This is a genomic window from Parafannyhessea umbonata (genome assembly GCF_900111255.1).
Lineage (GTDB): Bacteria > Actinomycetota > Coriobacteriia > Coriobacteriales > Atopobiaceae > Olsenella_J > Olsenella_J umbonata_A.
Window position 1 is genome coordinate 199,535 of sequence record NZ_FOGP01000002.1, and the last position, 19,972, is coordinate 219,506.

At 64.0% G+C, this 19,972-nt stretch carries 16 protein-coding genes; 5 read left to right on the forward strand and 11 right to left on the reverse strand.

Annotation, left to right across the window (positions count from 1 at the left end; genetic code table 11):
* Positions 1-14 precede the first annotated feature (14 nt).
* The 5 genes from BMY31_RS03630 to BMY31_RS03650 are packed head-to-tail and all read right to left on the reverse strand — an operon-like array spanning position 15 to position 3,590.
* Positions 15-707, reverse strand: coding sequence for an epoxyqueuosine reductase QueH (locus BMY31_RS03630; protein WP_078686908.1), 693 nt, complete (start codon positions 705-707; stop codon positions 15-17).
* Positions 704-1,207, reverse strand: a complete 504-nt coding sequence (locus tag BMY31_RS03635) for a DNA-deoxyinosine glycosylase (RefSeq protein WP_090991424.1) — start codon at positions 1,205-1,207, stop codon at positions 704-706. The genes BMY31_RS03630 and BMY31_RS03635 overlap by 4 nt, the downstream gene beginning before the upstream one ends.
* A 1-nt stretch (position 1,208) precedes the next feature.
* Entirely contained in the window at positions 1,209-2,033 is an 825-nt protein-coding gene (locus BMY31_RS08910; RefSeq protein ID WP_091008359.1) for a metallophosphoesterase family protein, read from the reverse strand.
* 47 nt (positions 2,034-2,080) lie between these two features.
* Positions 2,081-2,593 (reverse strand): very short patch repair endonuclease, encoded by a 513-nt coding sequence (locus tag BMY31_RS03645; RefSeq protein ID WP_078686911.1) that lies wholly within the window; start codon positions 2,591-2,593, stop codon positions 2,081-2,083.
* A 4-nt stretch (positions 2,594-2,597) separates the two neighbouring features.
* Positions 2,598-3,590, reverse strand: a complete 993-nt coding sequence (locus tag BMY31_RS03650; protein WP_078686912.1) for a hypothetical protein — start codon at positions 3,588-3,590, stop codon at positions 2,598-2,600.
* A gap of 259 nt (positions 3,591-3,849) precedes the next feature.
* Here BMY31_RS03650 and BMY31_RS03655 point away from each other — a divergent pair, with 259 nt between their 5' ends.
* Positions 3,850-5,079: an MFS transporter gene (locus BMY31_RS03655; protein WP_078686913.1), complete on the forward strand. Its 1,230-nt coding sequence runs from the start codon at positions 3,850-3,852 to the stop codon at positions 5,077-5,079.
* A gap of 124 nt (positions 5,080-5,203) precedes the next feature.
* Here BMY31_RS03655 and BMY31_RS03660 read toward each other — a convergent pair whose 3' ends face one another.
* The 5 genes from BMY31_RS03660 to BMY31_RS03680 all read right to left on the reverse strand — a co-directional run bounded on the left by BMY31_RS03660 (position 5,204) and on the right by BMY31_RS03680 (position 12,232).
* Positions 5,204-6,316, reverse strand: coding sequence for an HAD family hydrolase (locus BMY31_RS03660; protein ID WP_180371346.1), 1,113 nt, complete (start codon positions 6,314-6,316; stop codon positions 5,204-5,206).
* 117 nt (positions 6,317-6,433) lie between these two features.
* A complete protein-coding gene (locus BMY31_RS03665; RefSeq protein WP_091008363.1) occupies positions 6,434-6,811 on the reverse strand; it encodes a hypothetical protein in 378 nt (125 codons plus the stop codon).
* On the reverse strand, positions 6,801-8,144 hold the full coding sequence (locus BMY31_RS03670; RefSeq protein WP_091008366.1) for a Y-family DNA polymerase: 1,344 nt from the start codon (positions 8,142-8,144) through the stop codon (positions 6,801-6,803). The genes BMY31_RS03665 and BMY31_RS03670 overlap by 11 nt, the downstream gene beginning before the upstream one ends.
* A 15-nt stretch (positions 8,145-8,159) precedes the next feature.
* Positions 8,160-8,741, reverse strand: coding sequence for a DJ-1 family glyoxalase III (locus BMY31_RS03675; protein WP_090991427.1), 582 nt, complete (start codon positions 8,739-8,741; stop codon positions 8,160-8,162).
* Between the two features lie 170 nt (positions 8,742-8,911).
* Entirely contained in the window at positions 8,912-12,232 is a 3,321-nt protein-coding gene (locus tag BMY31_RS03680; RefSeq protein ID WP_091008369.1) for an ABC transporter ATP-binding protein/permease, read from the reverse strand.
* Positions 12,233-12,526: 294 nt separating this feature from the next.
* On the opposite strand from BMY31_RS03680, the gene BMY31_RS03685 reads away from it, so the two are divergent.
* Entirely contained in the window at positions 12,527-14,080 is a 1,554-nt protein-coding gene (locus tag BMY31_RS03685) for an L-lactate permease (RefSeq protein ID WP_180371347.1), read from the forward strand.
* A gap of 97 nt (positions 14,081-14,177) precedes the next feature.
* On the opposite strand, the gene BMY31_RS03690 is transcribed toward BMY31_RS03685, so the two are convergent.
* Complete coding sequence (locus tag BMY31_RS03690; protein ID WP_091008370.1) at positions 14,178-15,755, reverse strand: cellulase family glycosylhydrolase; 1,578 nt, start codon at positions 15,753-15,755, stop codon at positions 14,178-14,180.
* Between the two features lie 123 nt (positions 15,756-15,878).
* Between BMY31_RS03690 and BMY31_RS03695 the strand changes: the two genes are divergently transcribed.
* The 3 genes from BMY31_RS03695 to BMY31_RS03705 all read left to right on the forward strand — a co-directional run bounded on the left by BMY31_RS03695 (position 15,879) and on the right by BMY31_RS03705 (position 19,892).
* Positions 15,879-17,411 carry a C69 family dipeptidase gene (locus BMY31_RS03695; protein ID WP_091008373.1) on the forward strand — a complete coding sequence of 511 codons (1,533 nt, stop codon included), beginning with the start codon at positions 15,879-15,881 and terminating at the stop codon, positions 17,409-17,411.
* Positions 17,412-17,551: 140 nt separating this feature from the next.
* Positions 17,552-18,214: a PAQR family membrane homeostasis protein TrhA gene (trhA, locus tag BMY31_RS03700; protein WP_180371348.1), complete on the forward strand. Its 663-nt coding sequence runs from the start codon at positions 17,552-17,554 to the stop codon at positions 18,212-18,214.
* A gap of 16 nt (positions 18,215-18,230) precedes the next feature.
* Positions 18,231-19,892, forward strand: a complete 1,662-nt coding sequence (locus BMY31_RS03705) for a GGDEF domain-containing protein (RefSeq protein ID WP_091008375.1) — start codon at positions 18,231-18,233, stop codon at positions 19,890-19,892.
* Positions 19,893-19,972 lie beyond the last annotated feature (80 nt).

Consider the following 19,972-nt stretch of genomic DNA (forward strand, 5'->3'; position numbering starts at 1 on the left):
GGCGCCGCAACCCGCTATCCGGGAAGGAAGTCTGGGCGAGGCGGCACCTCGCGTCCCTCGCTCCGGGCCCGCTTTGCGGCCTTGCGCCAGTCGCGGGCCAGATGCCGCTCGACCGCAGCCTCGGCTGCCGAGAAGCGGCATCCGCAGTAGTTCTGCCTATACATGCCCAATTCACGGGAGTCCGTGACGGACTCAGGATAATGAGGGCGGAAGTCGCGCCAGACGGGAGTGAGCCCCCATGCACGCGCAAGCCCCACAAGGGCGTCCTCGCATGCGTCGAAGAGCTGGTAGGGCGAGACGGCAAGGGTCGTAGAGACGTACTCAAAGCCTCGCTCGCGCGCAACGCGGCAGCCCTCCGCGAGGCGCAGGGCATAGCAGGCCTTGCAGCGACGCTTGCGGTCGAAGCACGCCGGGGCGACGAGTCGCTCCCACCCGTCGCGGTCGTCACCGGCAACGATGACCTCGACGTGGGCGACGTCGGCGGCCCACGCCTTCAGCACCTCGAGTCGGCGGTCGTGCTCCTCAAGAGGCTGGATGTTGGGGTTCGTCCAGCATATGGTCGGCTCGAAGCCCTCCTCGCGCAGGTACTTTACCGGCTCAAGAGAGCAGGGTCCGCAGCACGCGTGCAAGAGCAGAGGCACGCGGCCGGCAGCTTCGGCCGGAGCCTGTCCCAAGGGAACGTCGGGCCATGGCGAAGAGCCACTCATGGCACCTCCACCGCCTCGCGTACGACCGAATAGGCGTCGATAAGGCGGTCGAGGCTCCACGCCGCATTGGCCGGACTCGTTGAGGGCAGCTTGGTCGCAGACACGCCCAGCTCGGGCTCGATGAGGCGCCGGTACAGACGGTGCGACGTCGCACCGGTGCAGAAGATCTTCCTGATGGGAGCATGGGAGAGAACGCGCCCTCGAAGGTCGTTGGGCACGGGGTCGCTGATGGAGGCGTCAGAGGCGCCCTCGATGACGCAGCTCTCCAGGACGTCGTCCAGGGCAATCTGGTGCCGGCGGCAGAAGGAGCGCCTCTCGACGTCGCTGGCCGGGACCTTCTCGCCCCAGAGCGCCGCCATGACGCGCCAAAAACGGTTCTGGGGATTTCCGTAGTGAAAGCCCCTCTCGCGGGACTTCGGACTCGGCATGGTTCCCAGAATCAGCACGCGGCTTCCCTCGTCGAAGACGGGGGCGAGCGGAGAAGAGATGCGCTCGGCCACGCTACTCACCCTCAAGCACGGGCTCGTAGAACTCCTGCATGTCGTCGAGGCGGAGCATGAGCAACTGCCCGAAGCTGGAGCCACCCGCGGCTCCGCAGTCGATATCGATTCTGTCGGCGACGTCGCCGGTCGCGGAGCAGGCACCAACCTCGACCATGCGGCACAGGCCATCCTCGCCCACCGGACGACGGTTCGGACGATCGGCCATGCCCTCGAGGTAGGCGGTCGGCGTGTGACCGGCGACGACCACGGGACCCTCCCCGCTCATGTCAAGCAGGTCGGTGGGAACGCCCCAAAAGTCGTCGCGGATCCAGAGCAGGTCCTCGGGAGCCTGCGCCTCGAGCATGGCCATGAGGTCGTCCTCGCTCCAGCCCGCGGCGCGCGGCTCGAGAGCACGGTCGAAGGGAACGTGGGGCCTGATGCCGGCGTGAGTCATGACGTAGGGCCGTGAGCCGACGAACTCGTACGCAAAGAGAGGCAGCTCGCCGATCCAGTTGAGAAGGTCGATGCACTCGTGCTCGGGAAGCGTGGCCAGACCGTCGCGCGTCGTTTCTCCCCCGTTGCCCTGCCAGTTGATGAGATTGAGAGGATCGTCGGGAACCTCGAGGTAGTTGAGCATGAGGTCCTCGTGGTTGCCCATGAGGACGCAGCCGCCGTGCTCCGTGAGATTGCGACACAGCCTGAGCACGCCGACGGGATCGGGGCCGCGGTCGATCATGTCGCCCAGCATGTAGACATGGTCCTCGTCTGCAGGGGCAACGCGATTCAGCAGCCTGTCCAAGGTTGCTGCGTGCCCATGAACATCCGAGAAAACGTATGTCGCCATGCGGGACCTTCCCTTTCGAGCGGCACCATCGCCGCGTCTGCCTAAGTCTAGCGCCTATTGCGCCTTCGCGCACGGACGCGACGCTCGCGGAGCTTCCAGGGCGCGGTCGCGCCCACTTCGATAACGCGCGCCTGCGTCCGCGCCCCGGGCGCGGACGCACGTCGGATCTGGCGGATCAGGTCGGACATGGTGGCGTCGAAGCGGCCCTTCTTGAGCCGGCATTCCCAGATGACCAGTACCGTCCAGCCGTCCTGGGCCAGAAGCAGCCGGTCGCGCTCGTCACGCGAGACGTTGCGCTCGAACTTGGCCACCCAGAAGTCGACGTTGGACTTGGGCAGCGCGAGGTTGCAGTGGGGGCAGCGATGCCAGAAGCAACCGTTCACGAAGATGGCGATCTTGCGACCGGGAAAGCAGATGTCGGGCTTGCCTGGCGCCTTCTTCCAATGGAGGCGGTAACCGGTAAGGCCGGCGGCGCGCAGCGCGGCACGCACCTTGAGCTCGGGCTTGGTGTTCTTGCTCTTGTTCGCCTGCATCACGTGGCGCGTGGCCAGACTCACCATCGACCTAGCCTCGCATCTGCGGCTTGGGCTCCTCGGGAGCGTCGAGGTCGTTCATTGAGGTGGGTTGTCCGCTGAAGTTGAGGTTGTGCGTAAGGCGCTCGGCGTCCGCAAGGTCGAAGCTCGGCACGAAGAAGCGGTTCACGGCCTCGAACACCTGGTCGAGGGCCTCCTCGTACAAATCCCAGAAGCTGTCGGTCAAGACCTCCCCGGTGAACGGATTCTCCCAGGGACGATGCTCGTCGTTTCCGAAATCCGAGACGCTTTCCGCGCGGTCGCGATGGGCCATCGCGCGGTAGAGCGAGTAGCGCTTGTGGCCGAAGGCCTTCTCGACGGGCGCGAGGATGCGCGCCTTCGCGAGGCTCGGAGTATAGAACAGACGCTGGACTCGCCTAAACGACTTGACCGCGCGCGTGTAGCAATCAAGGTCAAGCGTACAGCTGTAGGTCCAGAGACCCATATAGAAGTAAAGCTTGTCGATCGTGGCGAGCACCTCGTCGCTTCCGCAGAGCACCTCGCGGTATGGGCGATACGTGCGCACGGTCTGGTGGCACTTCATGTAGAGCACCATCTCGTCGATGTCACGCTCGATCTCGGCGTGGACCTCGCTGCCGTCGCGGCGGTCAAGGCCGTCGACACCGGCGTCGCAGATTCCGTACTCGCTCGAGAACACGAGCGGGTGCACGGAGCGGTCAAGCAGGTAGTGACAGAGGAATCCCGCCGCATACGCCTCGCCGACCTTGCGCTCCGAGCTTCCAAGCATCGAGAGCGCGTCACGCAGGGCGCAGATCAGACGGGCGGGCCGCACGTGATGCATGACGTTGCCGATCCGGTTCTGCTCCCCCACGCGCGGGTCCGCGACGAGGTAGAACAGCGGGTCAGGCCCCTGGTTGCCCAGAAGGAAGGCATCGCGTTCCTCGGGCGTGCTCAAGAGCAGCTGGGCCGACACCCCGGAATAGGCATCCCTGCCGAAGAAGTCATGGGTCATGATGGCGGGCATGAATCGCTCCTTTTACCGCTTCGTTTTGCCCTACCGAGTATGGCAGATGGTCGCGGCGACGGAGTCCCTCAATCGCAAGGGCGTGAAGACGCAGAGGAGAAGTGCCTTCTCCCAAAAAATGACAGTTGACGCATCAACACGCTCCAGCATACTTTTCGCTTGCGTTGCTATTGCACGATGAGGCCGGAGGGAAACTATCATCGTCTCTGGCTGCCCGCGCCCCACGGCAGGCGGGCCTTCACTTCTGGAGAGGAACACTATGGCAAAACAGCGTATGAGCAAGGCCGAGAAGAGCTGGATCATGTACGACGTGGGAAACTCGGCCCTCGTACTTCTTGCGACCAGCATCATTCCCATCTACTTCAAGTCACTGGCTGACGGCCCCGCCCTGGTGGCGTGGAGCTACGGAGAGACCATCGCCTCTTTGGTGGTCGCGCTTCTCATGCCCGTCCTCGGCTCCATCGCCGACATGCGCGGCATGAAGAAGAAGTTCATCGTCGGCACCGTGGCCACCGGAGTGGTCGCGACGGTAGCGCTGGGCCTCCCCACCGAGCCGATTGCGTTTCTGGTCATCTACATTGTCTCGTCGGTGATGCTCAACAGCTCCATGGTCTTTTACGACGCACTGCTGGTCGACGCGACGAGCGACGAGCGAATGGACGAGATCTCGAGCCAGGGCTATGCCTGGGGCTACATCGGAAGCGTGGTGCCCTTCGTCGTGTGCCTCGCGGTCGTCCTGATGAGGGACAGCCTCGGCCTCGCACTTCAGACCGCAATGCAGATCGCTTTCGTCATCACCGCGGCATGGTGGGTTGGCTTCACGATTCCCATGCTCAGGAACGTCGAGCAGACGCACTACAAGCCCCTGCAGGAGCGCGCCGTCGCCAAGGCCGTCGGCGGTATCGGCTCCACGCTCAAGCGCATCTGGGCCGACAGGCAGCTGCGATTCTTCATCCTCTCGTACTTCTTCTACATCGACGGCGTGCACACCATCATCAAGCTCTCGACCAGCTACGGGTCGGACCTGGGAATCGATGGCACGCAGCTCGTGCTCGCCCTTCTCGTCACGCAGTTTGTCGCCTTCCCCTCCGCAATCGCCTACGGCAAGCTGGGAACCAGGCTGGGGACCAAGACCATGCTGCAGGTAGGAATCGCAGGCTACACCTTCATCACGTTCTTCGCGGCGTTCTTCCTGCACACCGCTGCGGAGTTCTGGTTCCTCGCCATCATGGTCGGCCTGTTCCAGGGCGGCATCCAGGCGCTGTCGCGCTCCGAGTTCGGAAAGCTCTGCCCAAAGGACCACGCGAACGAGTACTTCGGCTTCTTCGACATCTTCGGCAAGTACGCGGCCATCATGGGCACCTTCATCGTGGGTACCATGACGGCGCTCACAGGCAACGGATCGCTCGGCGTCGCCTCGCTCGCCGTCCTCTTCGCAATCGGCTTCGTGTTCATGGCACGCGTACCAGGCGCAAAGCAGGAGGCCTAACCGCGACCGGAGGCAGACGAAGTCGCTCAATCGAACGCCAGGGCGCCGCACGGCTCAGCCGGCGGCGCCCCTCTTTGTAGGCCCCAGGGCCAATAGTCCCCAAACGAGCAGGTCGCTCACAAGCCTACCCGCGCGGCTTGCGCCTCCCGCCGTCCTTGCGAGCCTTGCGGGCATCTCGGCGCTGCCCCAGGCCAAGGTAGAACAGGGCCACGCCCGCAAGGAGGCCCACCACGAGCACGAACATGCTTGGCAAGGTCTCCAGCTGTCCGGTGACGTACACCCTGACGCTGGCGAGGGTCACGAGCACGCCGCACAGCATGTTCAAGAGGTAGTGCGTCCTGGGCGCAGGCGCCACGGACTCGTCGCCCAGCTGGGCGCCTCCCCTTGCATCCTTGTCGCCGCGCTTCATGAACGCAGGCACTTCTCCCCAGGAAACCGCCCGTGCGATCTGGAACAGGGCCTGTCCCACGGCGTCCTCGTCGCAGCTGCCGATGTGGTAGCGCGCGGCCGCACGAACGCGCTCGTTCGCGTTGGAGACCGACACCGAGTTGGGGAAGGCTTGGAGCATCGCAAGGTCGTTGTCGGAATCGCCGAACACGACGACCTCATCGGGCGAGATCCCCAAAAGCTCGCAGAGCTGGCGAGCGCCGACAGCCTTGCTGAACCCGCTGGGAACGACGTCGAACATGCGGGTGCCGGGCGAGAGGAAGTCGAACTCCGGGCATGCCGCACGCGCCTTGCGCGCCACCTCGTCGACGTCGACGCCCTCGCTTCCCTCCTCGAAGTGAAGGGCAAGCGTGACGAGCTCCGCCTGGGGCAGGTCCGCGCGAAGCTCTCCCATGCGGCTTGCGCCCCAGTGGCAGCGGGCAAGCTGGTCTGCCGTGATGCCCAGCACGAAGCCTGTGCCCTCGACGTCACGACCCGCGACGTAGCAGCCGGGATACTGCGCGATGAGCTCGGCAAGACGGAGGGTCGCGGCGCGGTCCATGGTCGTGACGCGGACGAGGCGCCCGTCCAGGTACACTTTCTTGCCATTCGACAGCAGGGCCGTCTGGACGCACGAAAGGTCACCCGAGAACGAATCGAGGATGGAAGCATAGTCCCTACCGCTGGCGGGGCCAAAGAGGACCCCCGCCTGAAGAAGCTCGTGGATCTCCTCCATCGTCCTTTTGGGGACAACGTAACTGCCATGAGGCAGTAGGGTGCGATCCATGTCACTCAGAACTAGCTTTATCAAGGCAGGCTCCTCTTGCCGATTGAAGTGTCCTTGGCACATTATCCCAGCGCAGGGCTGTCGCGGGCGATACCATACAGACTCTGCGCAAACCGTCTTCCCCGGGTGGAGGCAAGTTGGTCAAGCATCCTCGCAGTCGCGCCCGAGCACGGACAGGTCGACTATCGACGAGAGCGCGATGCTCTCCCCCGCGATCAGAACCTCGCCCCTCGCCTGGTCAAGGGAGCCGAAGCTTCCCAATGTTCGCCGTGAGTATCCATCGGAGAAGTGCGCAACGACAACCTCGTCGCCCCGCGAGAGCGACGCCAGCTCACGCGATATCTCGTCGCAGCGCTCCTCCATGAGCTCAGGCGCGTCTGAGGCCATGACCTTGCGCTCGCGGCGCTCGAGCTCCTCCCGAAAGCCCTTGAGGGCGTCGAACGGGATGAAGATCTTGGCGCGCTCGGACATCGACATGTGGGGCCGCGCCACGACCCTGCGCCTAGAGTCATACTCCACTGCGGTGGCCTCCAATCTGGCCGTTGCGCTCCACCTGCGTTGCCTCAGGGAGAAGATCCATGCCCTTGAGCAGCGCGTTCTTCCCAAACTTGTGCTTGACGGCGCTGATGGCCTCCTGCCTCCTCCGCTCGCGCGCAAGTCCCTCGGCGTCGTCGAAGAGCCCCAGCTGCTGGCCCCGCCCCTCCGGACGGGCGTCGTTTGCCGTGACCGTAAGCCTGGCGACGGTCCGATCCCTGAGGGCGACCTGCCCATAGAGCCGGCAGACGCCGCGAAGCATGGTCGCGCGCGAGTTGGTGGGCACGTCAAAGCGGACGGTGCCGCCCTGCATGAACTGCCCCCAACGCGACCGGACGCCGTGCTCGCCGGCTCGGCCGGGAAGCGATTGCTCCATCAGGGCCTGGCGCTCCTCAGCCGACAGGCGATAGCCGACGGACAAGGATAGCGAGCCAGCAACGAGCCGCTGCTCGACGAGCTGCAGGGCGAGCTCGTCGGTCATCTCCTTGGTGACGAGCAGACCCCCGGCATAGTCCTTTCCGCAGCCAAGGACCTGGCCGTTGGTGAGGGACTTGCTGCGTGAGCGATACGCCTTGATGTCCGCAATGGTGACTGGTTCCCGGCCCCAGGCATGGTCAATCAGGATCTCTGCGTCGACGCCGAAGAGGTGGTAGATGGGATCCTGCGGATGAACGGCGAGCTGGCCCATGGTATGGATGCCCAGCCCCGCAAGTCGCCTTGCGGTGCCGGGGCCCACGCGCCAGAAGTCGGTTATCGGAGTATGGGACCAAAGGGTTTCTCGGTAGGACTGCTCGTCCAGGATGCCGAAGAAGTCGGGGCTGTGCTTTGCGGTTATGTCGAGCGCCACCTTGGCAAGGTACAGGTTCGTGCCCAGGCCGCACGTCGCGGGGATGCCCGTGGTGGCCACGACGTCCGCACGTATGCGCTCGCCCAGCTCGCGCGCTGAGCATCCGTAGAGCGTGAGGTATCCGGTCACGTCCAGGAAGGCCTCGTCGATTGAATAGACGTGGATGTCGTCGGGCGAGACGTACTTGAGGTAGACCTCGTAGATGTCGGCGGAGACCTCAATGTAGCGGACCATGCGCGGGGGCGCGACGATGTAGTCGAGCCCGGACGGAATCTCGAAGAGGCGACAGCGGTTCCGGACCCCCTTTGCCTTGAGGGATGGTGAAACGGCAAGGCAGATGGTCTTGCTGGTGCGCGACGCGTCGGCCACCACGAGGTCGGTCGTCATGGGGTCAAGGCCCCGCTCCACACACTCGACCGAGGCGTAGAAGCTCTTGAGGTCGATCACAAGGTACTGTCGCGCACTGCCCATACTCCCCCCGCAGGCCTAGCGCATGTAGACGATCTTGTCCTTGCATGTCTCGGCCGCTTCCTCGCCGAGAATGCGACGGACAAGGGCAAGGCCCAGCTCGACGCAGGTCCCGAGACCCTGGCTCGTGATGAGGTTGCCGTCCTCCACAACGGGGTCTTGGCTCACGATGGCGCCGTTCTGGGCGAGAACGTCCTGGAAGTTTGGATTGCTCGTAGCATTCCTGCCGTCGAGAAGACCAAGCTTTGCCAGCACCGAGGGTGCGGCGCAGACCGCGGCGACATCACGGCCGGCAGCCGCGTGCGCACGCACGGCGTCGCAGAGCTCCTGGGACTCCCCAAGGTTGGTGGTCCCGGGCATGCCGCCGGGCAGGAACAGCACGTCGTAGTCGTCGTACGAGAAGTCGTCGTCCGACGTCGCGCGGTCGCAGACCACGGTGACGTCGTGGCTCGAGACGACGGCAAGGTTGTCGCCAAGCGCGACCTTGTCGCAGGGGATGCCAGAGCGATACAGGAGGTCGCACACGACGAGCGCTTCGCACTCCTCGAGCCCGTTCGCGAAGAAGGCCGCAACGCGCTTGTCAGTTGCCTGTTTGAACATGATTCACTCCCGCCACTTGAAGCGCCGTCAGAGGTCGACGCGCTCGTACGATAGAAATTAGAACAATTGTACGACAGTTTTTCCGACTGCCGCAAAAAGCCTCCCCGCATATCATGCAGGGAGGCAGGGCATGCCTACGGACAGACGAAAACTCCAGAAAGCCAGATTGGCTACTCGCTTCTGAGCGCCTCGACGGGGTCGCGGCGAGACGCGTTGGCGGCGGGCATGATGCCCGCGACGAAGGTCAGAAAGACGGATATCGCAATCAGCGCCAATGCGCTGCCAAGGGGCAAGGACATGATTCCCTCGATCCCCTGGGTCTCGTAGACGATCGCGTTCACGCCGGCGGAGACGAGATACACGAAGGCGACGGCAAACACGCCCGAGATGAACCCCTCGATGACGGTCTCGGCATTGAACACGTTGGCCACGTTGAGCCGCGAGGCACCCATGGCGCGCAGGATGCCAATCTCCTTCTTGCGCTCGAGCACCGAGATGTAGGTGATGATGCCAATCATGATCGAGCTGACGACGAGCGAGATGGACACGAAGGCTATGAGGACAAGCGAGATCATGTTGACGATGTCGGTGACCGAGCTCATGAGCACCCCAGCGATGTCCGAGTACTGGATGGTCTCGTCTTCGCGCCCCTCGTCCTTCCGCATACCGTTGTAGCCGTCGATGATGGAGAGGACCGACTCCTTGGCGGCAAAGTCCTTGGGGTAGATACTGATGGACTTCGGCTCGCTCTCGTCCGCATAGCCCAACTTGTCGAGGTTGCCCGTATACGAGAGGTCACCCGCGTTCATGTAGTTCGTAAGCAGGGACGTAAGGTCGTTCTGGTCCATGTTGAGGTGAATGGCGCTGGCGAATGCGTTGGGATCGACCCTGAAGCCATTCTTCAGGGCGCCAGAGAGCTGGGCCATTTGTCCCTGGAGCTGGCCGGAGATGGCCGCAGAGAGCTGCGAGCCGAGCTGCGCGGTCGCGACGGACATCTGCGTCTGCATCTGCTGGGCGAGCTGGAGCGCCATGATCTGGGCCGCAGACTGCATGAGCGCCTGCATCTGCTTGGAAAGGTACGGAGCGAACTGCTCGCTCATGTACTTCTGGAGCGCAACGTTCATGATGTCGTTCATGCTCGTCCCCAGCTCCTCCGAGAGCTGGCCGGTGATCGCCGTCGCCTCGGGGGTGGCCAGGTACTTGCTCATAGAGTCGTCGGCCTTTGCCGCCTCGGGGTTCTGGATGGCCCAGGCGGCATAGCCGGCCGCCAGGCGCGTGGACGCGTCGTTTATCGCCTTGCGTTGTTCATCCGTGAGGCCGCTCGCCGCATCGGTTATGCCAGCGGACTCAAGGTCAAACTTGGGCGCCCCCGCCATGATCTGGCGAAGGGAGTCCTCACTGAATACGCCCTGCATGGCCGACGGGTCGACCTTCATGACACTCGGGTCGAAGGCTGACGAGTCGAGACCGATTCCCGAAAGGTCGAGACCGGAGCCCGAGGACGCCACGCTCGAGAGCGCGGAAGTGTCGAACGAGAAGGCCTTTCTGAGCGCGTCTGTGTCAACCGTGAACAGGTTGCTCATGTCAAACGAGGCTCCCTGCTCGCTCTGCAGCTCCTCGAAGGTCTTGCCGGTAAATACGTCCACGTCGGGGTTGGCCAGCTGATCCTTCACCACCTGGGACTCCTGCGCGCGGCGCATGAGCTCCCGGGTGAGCTTGGGGCTGTAGCCGATTCCCTCCATCAGGCGAACCGAAGAGTCCTTGGGCCGGACGATGCCCACGACCTTGAGTCGGATGCCCTTCTCGATGGCGGACTTCATGTACCCGGTGTCACCCGTCATGTCGCTCCAGGTACCCTGTCCCCCGTTTTTCTGGTAGAGGTCACAGGCGGGGACCACGGTGAAGGTCATGCCGAGGGCTTTCTCCTTCGTGAAGTCGCAGGCGGTCTCGGGCGCGCTCACCTCCTCCCCCTTTAGGGCGTTCTGGGTCATCTCGTTCATGATCTCGGGGTCGTAGTAGCCGATGCTGTAGAGCGTGTAGTCGCTTACCTGGCCGCGACTGTCGAGGATGAGAACGACCTCGTCGTAGTTCGTGGGCCAGCTTCCCTCCACAAGGTCTGCCTGGGAGCGCAGCATGTCCGCGTCGTCAACGAGTTCGGTGAACGATGAGCTGGTCGCGGTCCCTCCCATGAGCGCCGATCCCATGACGCCGCTCGTGAGAGTCGACTCCATCTTCGAGGGACTCAGGCGGACCACCCCGCCGGAGGTGTCCGTGCGATAGACCTGGGGCCTGATGCCGTAGGAGTACTGGATGGTGTTCACGTAGGGCTCGATGCCCGAGTCGCCGCTGTCCAGGTACTTCTTGAACGAGCCGAGGTCGTTGTTCTTGACGTTCGCGAACATGTCGGTCATGACCGTGTACTCGGGAATGGAGTCGGGGTCCTGGTCCGAACCTGCGCCCTGGGCCTCGCCCGAGCTGCCGCCGATGCCTCCCATAACGCCAGACGAGAGGAGCGACGAGACGTCAAAGCTGCTTTTGGTCACGGTAAGCGGGTAGGACGTGAGCGCGTCCTCCTCGGTCCTGGCGATGTAGTCGTTGACACCGTTGGATAGTGCCAGGATGGCCGCGATGCCGATGATGCCGATGGAGCCGGCGAACGCCGTGAGCGCAGTGCGCCCCTTCTTGGTCATGAGGTTGTTGAACGAGAGCGCGAGCGCGGTCGCGAACGACATCGAGGCGCGCTCGCGGTCGCGCGAGCGCTTCTTGGGACGGGCGTCAAGCACCTTGGTCGCGACGCCGTCGGCAATCTCCGACACGAACGGGTCGGTGTCGTCGGTGAGCCTGCCGTCATGCAGGCGAACGACGCGCGTCGCATAGCTCTCGGCGAGCTCGGGGTTGTGCGTGACCATAATGACCAGGCGATCGCGGGCGACCTCCTTGAGAAGGTCCATGATCTGGATGCCGGTCTCGGTGTCGAGCGCTCCCGTGGGCTCGTCGGCAAGCACGATGTCGGGGTCGTTCACCAGGGCTCGCGCGATGGCGACGCGCTGCATCTGACCGCCGGATAGCTGGCTCGGGCGCTTCCCGACGTGATCGCCCAGGCCGACGCGCTCGAGCGCCGTCCGGGCACGCGCCCGCCTTTCGGCCAGCCCGACGCCCGCAAGCGTGAGGGCCAGCTCTACGTTGGAGAGAATCGACTGGTGGGGAATGAGGTTGTAGCTCTGGAAGACGAAGCCTATGCGATGGTTGCGATAGGAGTCCCAGTCCTTGGCAGAGTAGTCCGTGGTCGAGACGCCGTTGATGACGATTTCACCGGAGTCGGCGTGGTCTAGTCCGCCAAGAATGTTGAGCATGGTGGTCTTGCCCGATCCGGACGGCCCCAGGACCGCCACGAACTCGTTGTCCCTGAACGTGACCGAGACGCCGTCAAGGGCCATCTGCTCGTAGGAGTCCGTCACGTAAGCCTTGCGAATGTCCTTAAGCTGCAGCATGCGTTGCCTTTCAAGCGTTTGCGACACTTGTAGCGTACCCAGAAATGCGGGCACAAAGGCCACGTATCAGCTTGCGTTCACTTTGAGTTCACGACGGAGGTGCCGAGTGACATGAGCAGGAGGCTCGAACAGTCTTTCAGGTTTGTGTTCGCCTTCTTCACTTGTCGCCGATAGCCGTGCCTTTTCCAAACGACTGTGGACAATTTCCCACCCTCGCCGTGGCGGCGAAGCTGCAGGCCACGGGGGCATAAAATCGTAAACAGCAATTGTTCGCAGCTACCGTGAGGGATGATCATGGCTGAAATGCTCTTGATGTTCGTACTAGCCCTAATGCCAATCATTTGGCTCGTGTCCGCACTCTGCGGCCTCAAGATGGAGGCCTACAAGGCGAGCTTCGGCGCCTTCGTCGTCGCGGCCGTCCTGTCCATGCTCGTGTGGCACATGGCCGTCGTCAACACGGCAACCGCAGCGCTCGAGGGCGTGGCAATGGCCATCTGGCCCATCGTTATCGTTATCATCGCCGCCGTCTTCACTTACAACCTCACCGTTCACACGGGCGCCATGGAGAAGATCAAGGGCATGCTGACCTCGGTGTCTTCCGACAAGCGCGTGCTCGCCCTTCTCATCGGCTGGTGCTTCGGAGGCTTCCTCGAGGGCATGGCCGGCTTCGGCACCGCGGTCGCGATTCCCGCGTCCATGCTGATGGCTCTGGGTTTCAACCCCATGCTCGCCATCCTGTCCTGCCTGCTGGCCAACGGCGTTCCCACCATGTTCGGCTCCATCGGCATCCCCACGACGACGCTCGCCGGCATCACCGGCCTTGACCCGGTCCGCCTCGCCGTCATGCAGGCCCTGCAGGTCGCCCCGTTCGTCATCGTCACCCCGATCCTCATGGTCGTGATGGTCGGCGGCGGCTTCAAGGCGCTCAAGGGCGTGCTTCCCATCACCCTGGCCTCCGGCATCTCGGTGGTCGTCGCCGAGGTCGCCTCGGCCCAGTTCATCGGCGCCGACCTCCCCATGGTCGTCGCTGCAGTCGTCTCGCTCCTGGTGACCTTCGCCATGGCCCTCGGCATGAGGGGCGAGGTCCCCGCCGAGTACGCGCTCGAGGTCAAGTCCGACGAGAAGGACGACGAGCCGCTGGGCGCGGCCGAGGCCCTCAACGCCTGGTGCCCCTTTATCCTGATTTTCGTCGTGCTCGTCCTCACCTCCAAGCTCGTGCCCTTCATTCACGAGCCGCTCTCCGCAATCAAGAGCACCGTCAACATCTACAGCGGTGATCCGAACGCGACCCTGACCTTCTCGTGGATCAACACGCCGGGCGTTCTCATCCTCATCTGCGGCATGGCGGGCGGACTCGTCCAGGGCTGCTCGTTCCCCGAGATGCTCAAGGTCCTGGGCGCCACGGTCAAGCAAATGTCGAAGACCATCCTCACGATGCTCTCCATCCTCGCCTGTGCGAAGATTATGGGCTACTCCGGCATGATCGCGAGCGTCGCGGCCTTCTTCGTCGGCACGCTCGGTGCCTTCTACCCGCTCATCTCCCCCATCCTGGGCGGCCTGGGCACCTTCGTCACCGGTTCCGGCACCTCCTCGGAGGTCCTCTTCGGCGCGGTCCAGCAGCAGGCGGCGGGCTCCATCAACGCCGACTCCTACTGGCTGTGCGCGGCCAACTCGCTGGGCGTCTCGGCCGGCAAGATGATCTCGCCCCAGAACATCGCCATCGGAACCGCGGCCTGCGGCCTGGTCGGCAAGGACGGCGAGATCATGGGCAAGATCTCGAAGTACGCCTTCGGGTTCGCCGCGGCAATGGCCGTCATGGTCTACGTTGGCGTCCTCCTGGGCCTCTAGCCCTCGCGGAACATCTTGCCCGCACATCACAAAGAGGCGGCGCGTTCCCAGGGACGCGCCGCCTCTTTGTTCGTATACGGGAGTGCCGGGCGAGCCGTCAGCTCAGGACGACGCCAAGCTCCGAAGACGCCGTCACCTGGAACCCAATGTCGACCACGCTCGCCCCCTGTGGTACGCGGCCGTTGTAGGCAACGCTCGAAACTGAAAGCGCGCTTCCGTTCGCCTCGAAGGACGCGTTCCATCCGTCGGTCAGCTCGACGTCCTCCGAGAAGGGAATCGAGATACGCCAGCCCTCTACGGGCTCGCCGGGATTGGTAACGGAAAGCGAGTACTGGTAGCAGGTCCTCTCGCCCGCCTGCCAGCTGCCCTTGACCTTGAGCTCGCAGCTAAGGCCTCCCGACTCGAAGGTTGCGACCTTCCCATCCGCGGCTCGCGCGACGACCGCCTGGCCCGCTGGCCCGCCGCCCGCCCGCTCGTCGCCCGCCGGCTCGTCGCCCGCCGGCGTTGAGGACTCCCCCTGAACGGAACCCTGGACATAATAGGAGAGGCGCTCCTTGAGCCAGACGCCCGCAGGCGCAAGGTCTTCCGCCGCGAACCCCGAGGTCTTGGCGCAGCCGGGAACTATGCAGGACGCCGCCTCGTCCTTGTTGCTGAGACTCCACATGCAGCGGCTTACTCCCAGCTCGTCGAGCTCGTCCAACCAGGCGTCGGCCGAGGCGGTGTCCAGACGGCCGCTGCCGCTCGCCTCGCAGACGCCATACTCGCTCACGAACACGGGAACCTGCTCGGCCACAGCATCGCTCAGGCGCTGGCGAAGCTGCTGGCCGTGCGTAGCCGCATAGAAGTGCAGGGTGTACATGACGTTGTCGTCGTCTATGGGGTCGTGCACGACCTCGTCAATGCGCTGGCACCACTCGGGCGTCCCCACCAGAACGAGAGCGTCGGGGTCGTTCTTCCTGATCACGCGAATGACCTGCTGGGCATACGCCTTGACGTCCGCCCAGGTCGTCGATCCGTTCGGCTCGTTGCAGATCTCGTAGATGACGTTGTCGTGGTCTGAGAGCTGCCCGGAGAGGTCGCCGAAGAGCTCCTTCGCCTCTTCGACGTGCTCGAGCGGGTTCGAGTCAGAGAGCGTGTGCCAGTCGACGATGACGTAGAGGTCCGCCGCGGTCGCGCGGTCGACGCCGTCGAGCACCAGCTGACGCAGGCTCGAGCGGTCACCACCCGTGCAGTACCCGCCGTCTCCGGCACTGTACAGGGCGAGCCTGACGACGTTTGCGTTCCAGTCGTCAGACAGCTCCGAGAAGAGCTCGGCTTTCACGTACTGCGGATACCATGCGAGGCCATGGGTGCTCACGCCCTGGAGCACCACGTCATGGCCGTTCTGGCCCACGAGCCTGGTGCCTTCCACGCGCAGCGCGCCCGCCTGGGAGGGGTGGTCCGTGTAGTAGCCGCTTCCCGCCGTGATGTCCGGGCCGGACGACTCGCTCGGCTGCTCCTGCAGCTCCTGGCAACCGGAGCCTCCGTCCGCCCGCGAACCCGCGCCCACGGCGCAGGCAGAAAGGGTGGCGGCCATGGCGACCGTCAGCGTTGCGATGGCCAGGGCCAGGCACGGGCGCAGGCACTTCTCGCCCAGGAAAAGCCGATTTGTGGATGTTGGCGCAAACTTGCGCATGATTCCTCCCCAAAGCCGACCGCAGGGGTCCCGCGGCACGGATAAATGTCGTGCCAACGGCTAGTATACAAAGGGAAACATTTGCAAACGGCCATGTAGTTGGCCGAATCGATTGGAGGCAGCATGCCCTGCACCACCCTGCTCGTCGGCAAGAAAGCGAGCTATGACGGGTCCACGATCATCGCGCGCAACGAGGACTCCCCCAGCACCGTCTTCACCCCCAAGAAGTTCGTCGTGATCCAGCCCGACGAGCAGCCGCGCCGCTACCGCTCGGTCCTTTCGCACGTCGAGATCGACCTTCCCGACAACCCCATGCGCTATAGCTCTGTCCCCGACGCCACCCCCAAGGACGGCATCTGGGCCGAGGCCGGCGTGAACCAGAAGAACGTCGCCATGAGCGCCACCGAGACCTTGACCTCGAACGAGCGCGTCCTGGGCGCGGACCCGCTGGTGTGCCTGAAGAAGGCCAGGGGCACCGAGGGCCAGCCGGGCTACGAGCCCGAGGTGGCTGGCGGAATCGGCGAGGAGGACATGACCACCATCGTCCTACCCTACATCTCGTCCGCGCGCGAGGGTGTCGAGCTTCTGGGCTCCTACCTCGAGAGGTACGGCACCTACGAGATGAACGGCATCGCCTTTAGCGACGTCGACGAGATCTGGTGGCTCGAGACCGTGGGCGGCCACCACTGGATCGCCGCGCGCGTGCCCGACGACGCCTACGTGGTCATGCCGAACCAGCTGGGCATCGACTCCTTTGACCTCGACGACGCCATGGGCCAGAAGCGCAACTACATGTGCTCCGCCGATCTTCGCGAGTGGATGGAGGAGAATCACCTCGACCTCACGATCGCAGGCGAGGACGCCCAGGAGGGCATCCACTTCTTCAACCCGCGCGAGGCCTTCGGGAGCCACAGCGACGCCGACCACGTCTACAACACCCCGCGCGCCTGGGCAATCCACCGCTTCCTCAACCCCCACAGCGGCTTCGCCGTCGGCTCCGACGGATGGGGCCCGGAGGACGACGACCTGCCCTGGAGCCTCGCGCCGCAGCGCAAGGTAACCATCGAGGACGTCAAGTACGCGCTCTCGCTGCACTACCAGGGAACCCCGTTTGACCCCTACGGCGCTGCGGGCACCGAGGCGACGCGCAACGCCTACCGTCCCATCGGCATCAACCGCAACGGTCAGCTCGCCGTCATCCAGCTGCGCCCCTACGCCCCCGAGGCCTGCCGCGCAATCCAGTGGATGGCCTTCGGCTCCAACGCCTTCAACGCGCTGGCACCGTTCTACGCCAACGTCAACAGGACGCCCGAGTACCTCGCCAACACCTGCCCGCACGTCACGACCGAGAGCTTCTACTGGACGAACCGCCTGATCGCGGCGATGGCCGACGCGCACTTCAACAGCTGCTCGATCCACATCGAGCGCTACCAGGAGGCCGTGGGCTCCTGCGGTCACCAGATTCTGAGGGAGACCGACGCGAAGCTCTGCGAGCAGTCCGATGATCCGGACTACGACCAGGCCGCGCCCGCGCTCGAGGAGGCAAACGAGCGCGTCGCCGCCATGCTGCGCGAGAAGACCGACGAGTGCCTCTCGAGCGTCCTTCTTACCGCCAGCTTCGGCATGAAGAACGGCTTCGCGCGAAGCGACGGATAGCGACGCCCAAGGCGCCACGGCACCACCGGGCAGCCACTGCTCCCGCCACTTTGGCCCGAGCAGTGGCTGCCCCTCGCAAAATGACAGCATTTGATGGAAAATAGCACGGTGTCCAAAGCATCAGACAGGGAGAGGTTCGCATGGCACAGAACGCCGCAACCCTAGGGTCCGAGCGCAGGTACTCCATTGGAGAAGAGATCGCCAACGCGGTCTCGCACGGCGTAGGTGCGCTGCTGTCGGTTGCCGCCCTCGTCGTAATGATCGTCTTCGCCTGCATCCACGGCGGAGGGACCCACCTTGCCGCCGCGCTCCTGATGGGCATCTCGCTCGTGCTGGAGTTCCTGTTCTCGACGCTCTACCACGCACTCACCCACCCCGGCGCAAAGCGCGTCTTCCGCATCTTCGACCACAGTGCCATCTACCTGCTCATCGCAGGCAGCTACGCCCCCTTCGCGCTCATCACGCTCGCCGGTCGCGGTGGCATGGGGCTCGCCGTGCTCGTGTGGTCCATCGCGGCTGCAGGCATCGTCCTCGAGTGCCTCCTGCGCGAGCGACAGCCGCACTGGGTCAGCGTCGCCATCTATCTGGCGCTGGGGTGGCTCGTCCTCTTCCACATAGGCGACATCGTCGAGCTGCTTGACCCCGCGGCCTTCGGCCTTCTTCTGGCGGGTGGCCTCTGCTACACCATCGGATGCGCGTTCTACCTCGCCAAGAAGGTTCCCTTCCTGCACTTCGTGTGGCACCTCTTCGTCCTCGCGGGCGCCACGTGCATCACTCTTTCCGCCCTCATCTTCATCATCTAGCTAGGACAGCCACCGCATGGACTTCAACGTCATCGACCAGAGTATTCGCCGGCTTATAGTGCGCGCGCAGTACCAGCGCTATGAGGCGGGGGCAGACTACCTCAAGACCGCGCGGGAACTCGTGCGTCAGGGGACCGCACGTCAGGATGACGCCATACTCTCGTTTGGCTACTACTTTCTGGCCGAGGCGCTCTACAACCTGCATCCCTGCACCGGCGAGTACGCGGAGGTGCTCCTGAAGGCCATAGCCAGCCAGAAGCGCGCTGACGAGAACATCATGCTCGGTCGCTCCTACATCTTCCTCGCAGCCGACGCCGCAAACCACAACGACAAGGCACTCTCGTTCGACTACCTTCTTGAGGCTCAGCACTGCTGCATCGACGCCGACAGCTTCGAGGGCGCCATGCTCTCGGGCGCCATCAGCTACAACACGGGCTATCTCTACGGCGAGCTTGGTGAATATCGTCACGCACTGGAGCACATGGTCATGGCCGAGAGCTTCTACCGCGGATACGAGGAGAAGGGCGTACCCACCAACACGCTCTCGACCATAGTGATGGAAGGCGTCTACCACCTGAATCTGGGCGAGAAGGACGCCGCGCGACGAGATCTGGAGAGGGCGAGTAGCTTCGAGCGCTCCCTTGGTCGGAATGCCGCACTGGCGGACCGCACCATGATGAGCCTGCTCAAGATCAAGCTCTGCCTGAGCGATGGCACGAGGACCGAGGCGAAGGCGGAGGCACGCGAGGTCACGCAGGACATCAAGAGAAACGGGCTCTCCCCCGACCTGGTCGGGGACGTCTGCGTCATCGCATCAGACCTGATTGACGCCCGTCTTGCCGAAAGCGCCGAGGGGCTCCTCGTGGCAGCCGAGCCCCTGGTCAAGAAGATCGACATACCCTTCCTTACCCTCGTGCTCATCAAGCAGCAGATTCGCCACGCCCGGCTCGTGGGCGACGTCCAAACCCTCTGCCCGCTCATGAACGACTACTTCGACCTCAACGAGCGCCTCGACGAGGACCACAAGCGCTCGACGGCATACGCGATCGAGCTCCGCAAGTCCATGGAGGAGATGCGCGACAAGGAGGAGCACTTCCTCAGGGAGAACGCGAGACTCGCCCGCGAGGCGGAATACGACGCGCTCACGAAGCTTCCCAACAGATACCTTCTGACCAACGTCTCGAACGACGAGTTCGAGCTCGCCTACCACGCAAAGACGAAGCTCGGCCTCGAGATCTTCGACATCGACGACTTCAAGCGCTTCAACGACACGCACGGCCACCAAATGGGCGACGTCGTCCTCACGCGCGTCGCCGACGTCCTGAGAAACGTCGTGGCAGACAACGAGAACGTCTTCGCGGCGCGCTACGGCGGCGACGAGTTCGTCATGCTCTACCGGGACAAGACCGATGAGGAGGTCATCAAGATCGCGGAGCGCATCCGGGACGACGTCGCGTCGATCACCTGCAGGGGAATCGATCCCGGCGACATCAAGATCACGCAGGGCATCAGGAACTCCCTGCCCATCAGCAGCAACAAGGTCTGGGACTACCTCTCGGTGGCCGACTACGCGCTCTACGAGGCAAAGCGGAAGGACAAGGGCGGCATCGCACTGACCGACCGCCCTGCACCGGCCGACAAGGACTTCCTCCTGAGCGGAGTCAGGCTCCTCTCCTAGGAAGGCCTCGTCCCTCTCGCCCAATCAAACGGCCATCGCAAGCGAGAACGAGCCCCGCGGTCCCAAGACCACGAGGCTCG

Excerpts from the sequence above, each read along its gene's own strand:
- trhA (WP_180371348.1), top strand. The coding sequence starts at position 17,552 with ATGGCACAGAACGCCGCAACCCTAGGGTCCGAGCGCAGGTACTCCATT.
- BMY31_RS03690 (WP_091008370.1), bottom strand. The coding sequence starts at position 15,755 with ATGCGCAAGTTTGCGCCAACATCCACAAATCGGCTTTTCCTGGGCGAG.
- BMY31_RS03685 (WP_180371347.1), top strand. The coding sequence starts at position 12,527 with ATGGCTGAAATGCTCTTGATGTTCGTACTAGCCCTAATGCCAATCATT.
- BMY31_RS08910 (WP_091008359.1), bottom strand. The coding sequence starts at position 2,033 with ATGGCGACATACGTTTTCTCGGATGTTCATGGGCACGCAGCAACCTTG.
- BMY31_RS03645 (WP_078686911.1), bottom strand. The coding sequence starts at position 2,593 with ATGGTGAGTCTGGCCACGCGCCACGTGATGCAGGCGAACAAGAGCAAG.
- BMY31_RS03650 (WP_078686912.1), bottom strand. The coding sequence starts at position 3,590 with ATGCCCGCCATCATGACCCATGACTTCTTCGGCAGGGATGCCTATTCC.
- BMY31_RS03655 (WP_078686913.1), top strand. The coding sequence starts at position 3,850 with ATGGCAAAACAGCGTATGAGCAAGGCCGAGAAGAGCTGGATCATGTAC.
- BMY31_RS03630 (WP_078686908.1), bottom strand. The coding sequence starts at position 707 with ATGAGTGGCTCTTCGCCATGGCCCGACGTTCCCTTGGGACAGGCTCCG.
- BMY31_RS03695 (WP_091008373.1), top strand. The coding sequence starts at position 15,879 with ATGCCCTGCACCACCCTGCTCGTCGGCAAGAAAGCGAGCTATGACGGG.
- BMY31_RS03675 (WP_090991427.1), bottom strand. The coding sequence starts at position 8,741 with ATGTTCAAACAGGCAACTGACAAGCGCGTTGCGGCCTTCTTCGCGAAC.
- BMY31_RS03705 (WP_091008375.1), top strand. The coding sequence starts at position 18,231 with ATGGACTTCAACGTCATCGACCAGAGTATTCGCCGGCTTATAGTGCGC.
- BMY31_RS03680 (WP_091008369.1), bottom strand. The coding sequence starts at position 12,232 with ATGCTGCAGCTTAAGGACATTCGCAAGGCTTACGTGACGGACTCCTAC.
- BMY31_RS03670 (WP_091008366.1), bottom strand. The coding sequence starts at position 8,144 with ATGGGCAGTGCGCGACAGTACCTTGTGATCGACCTCAAGAGCTTCTAC.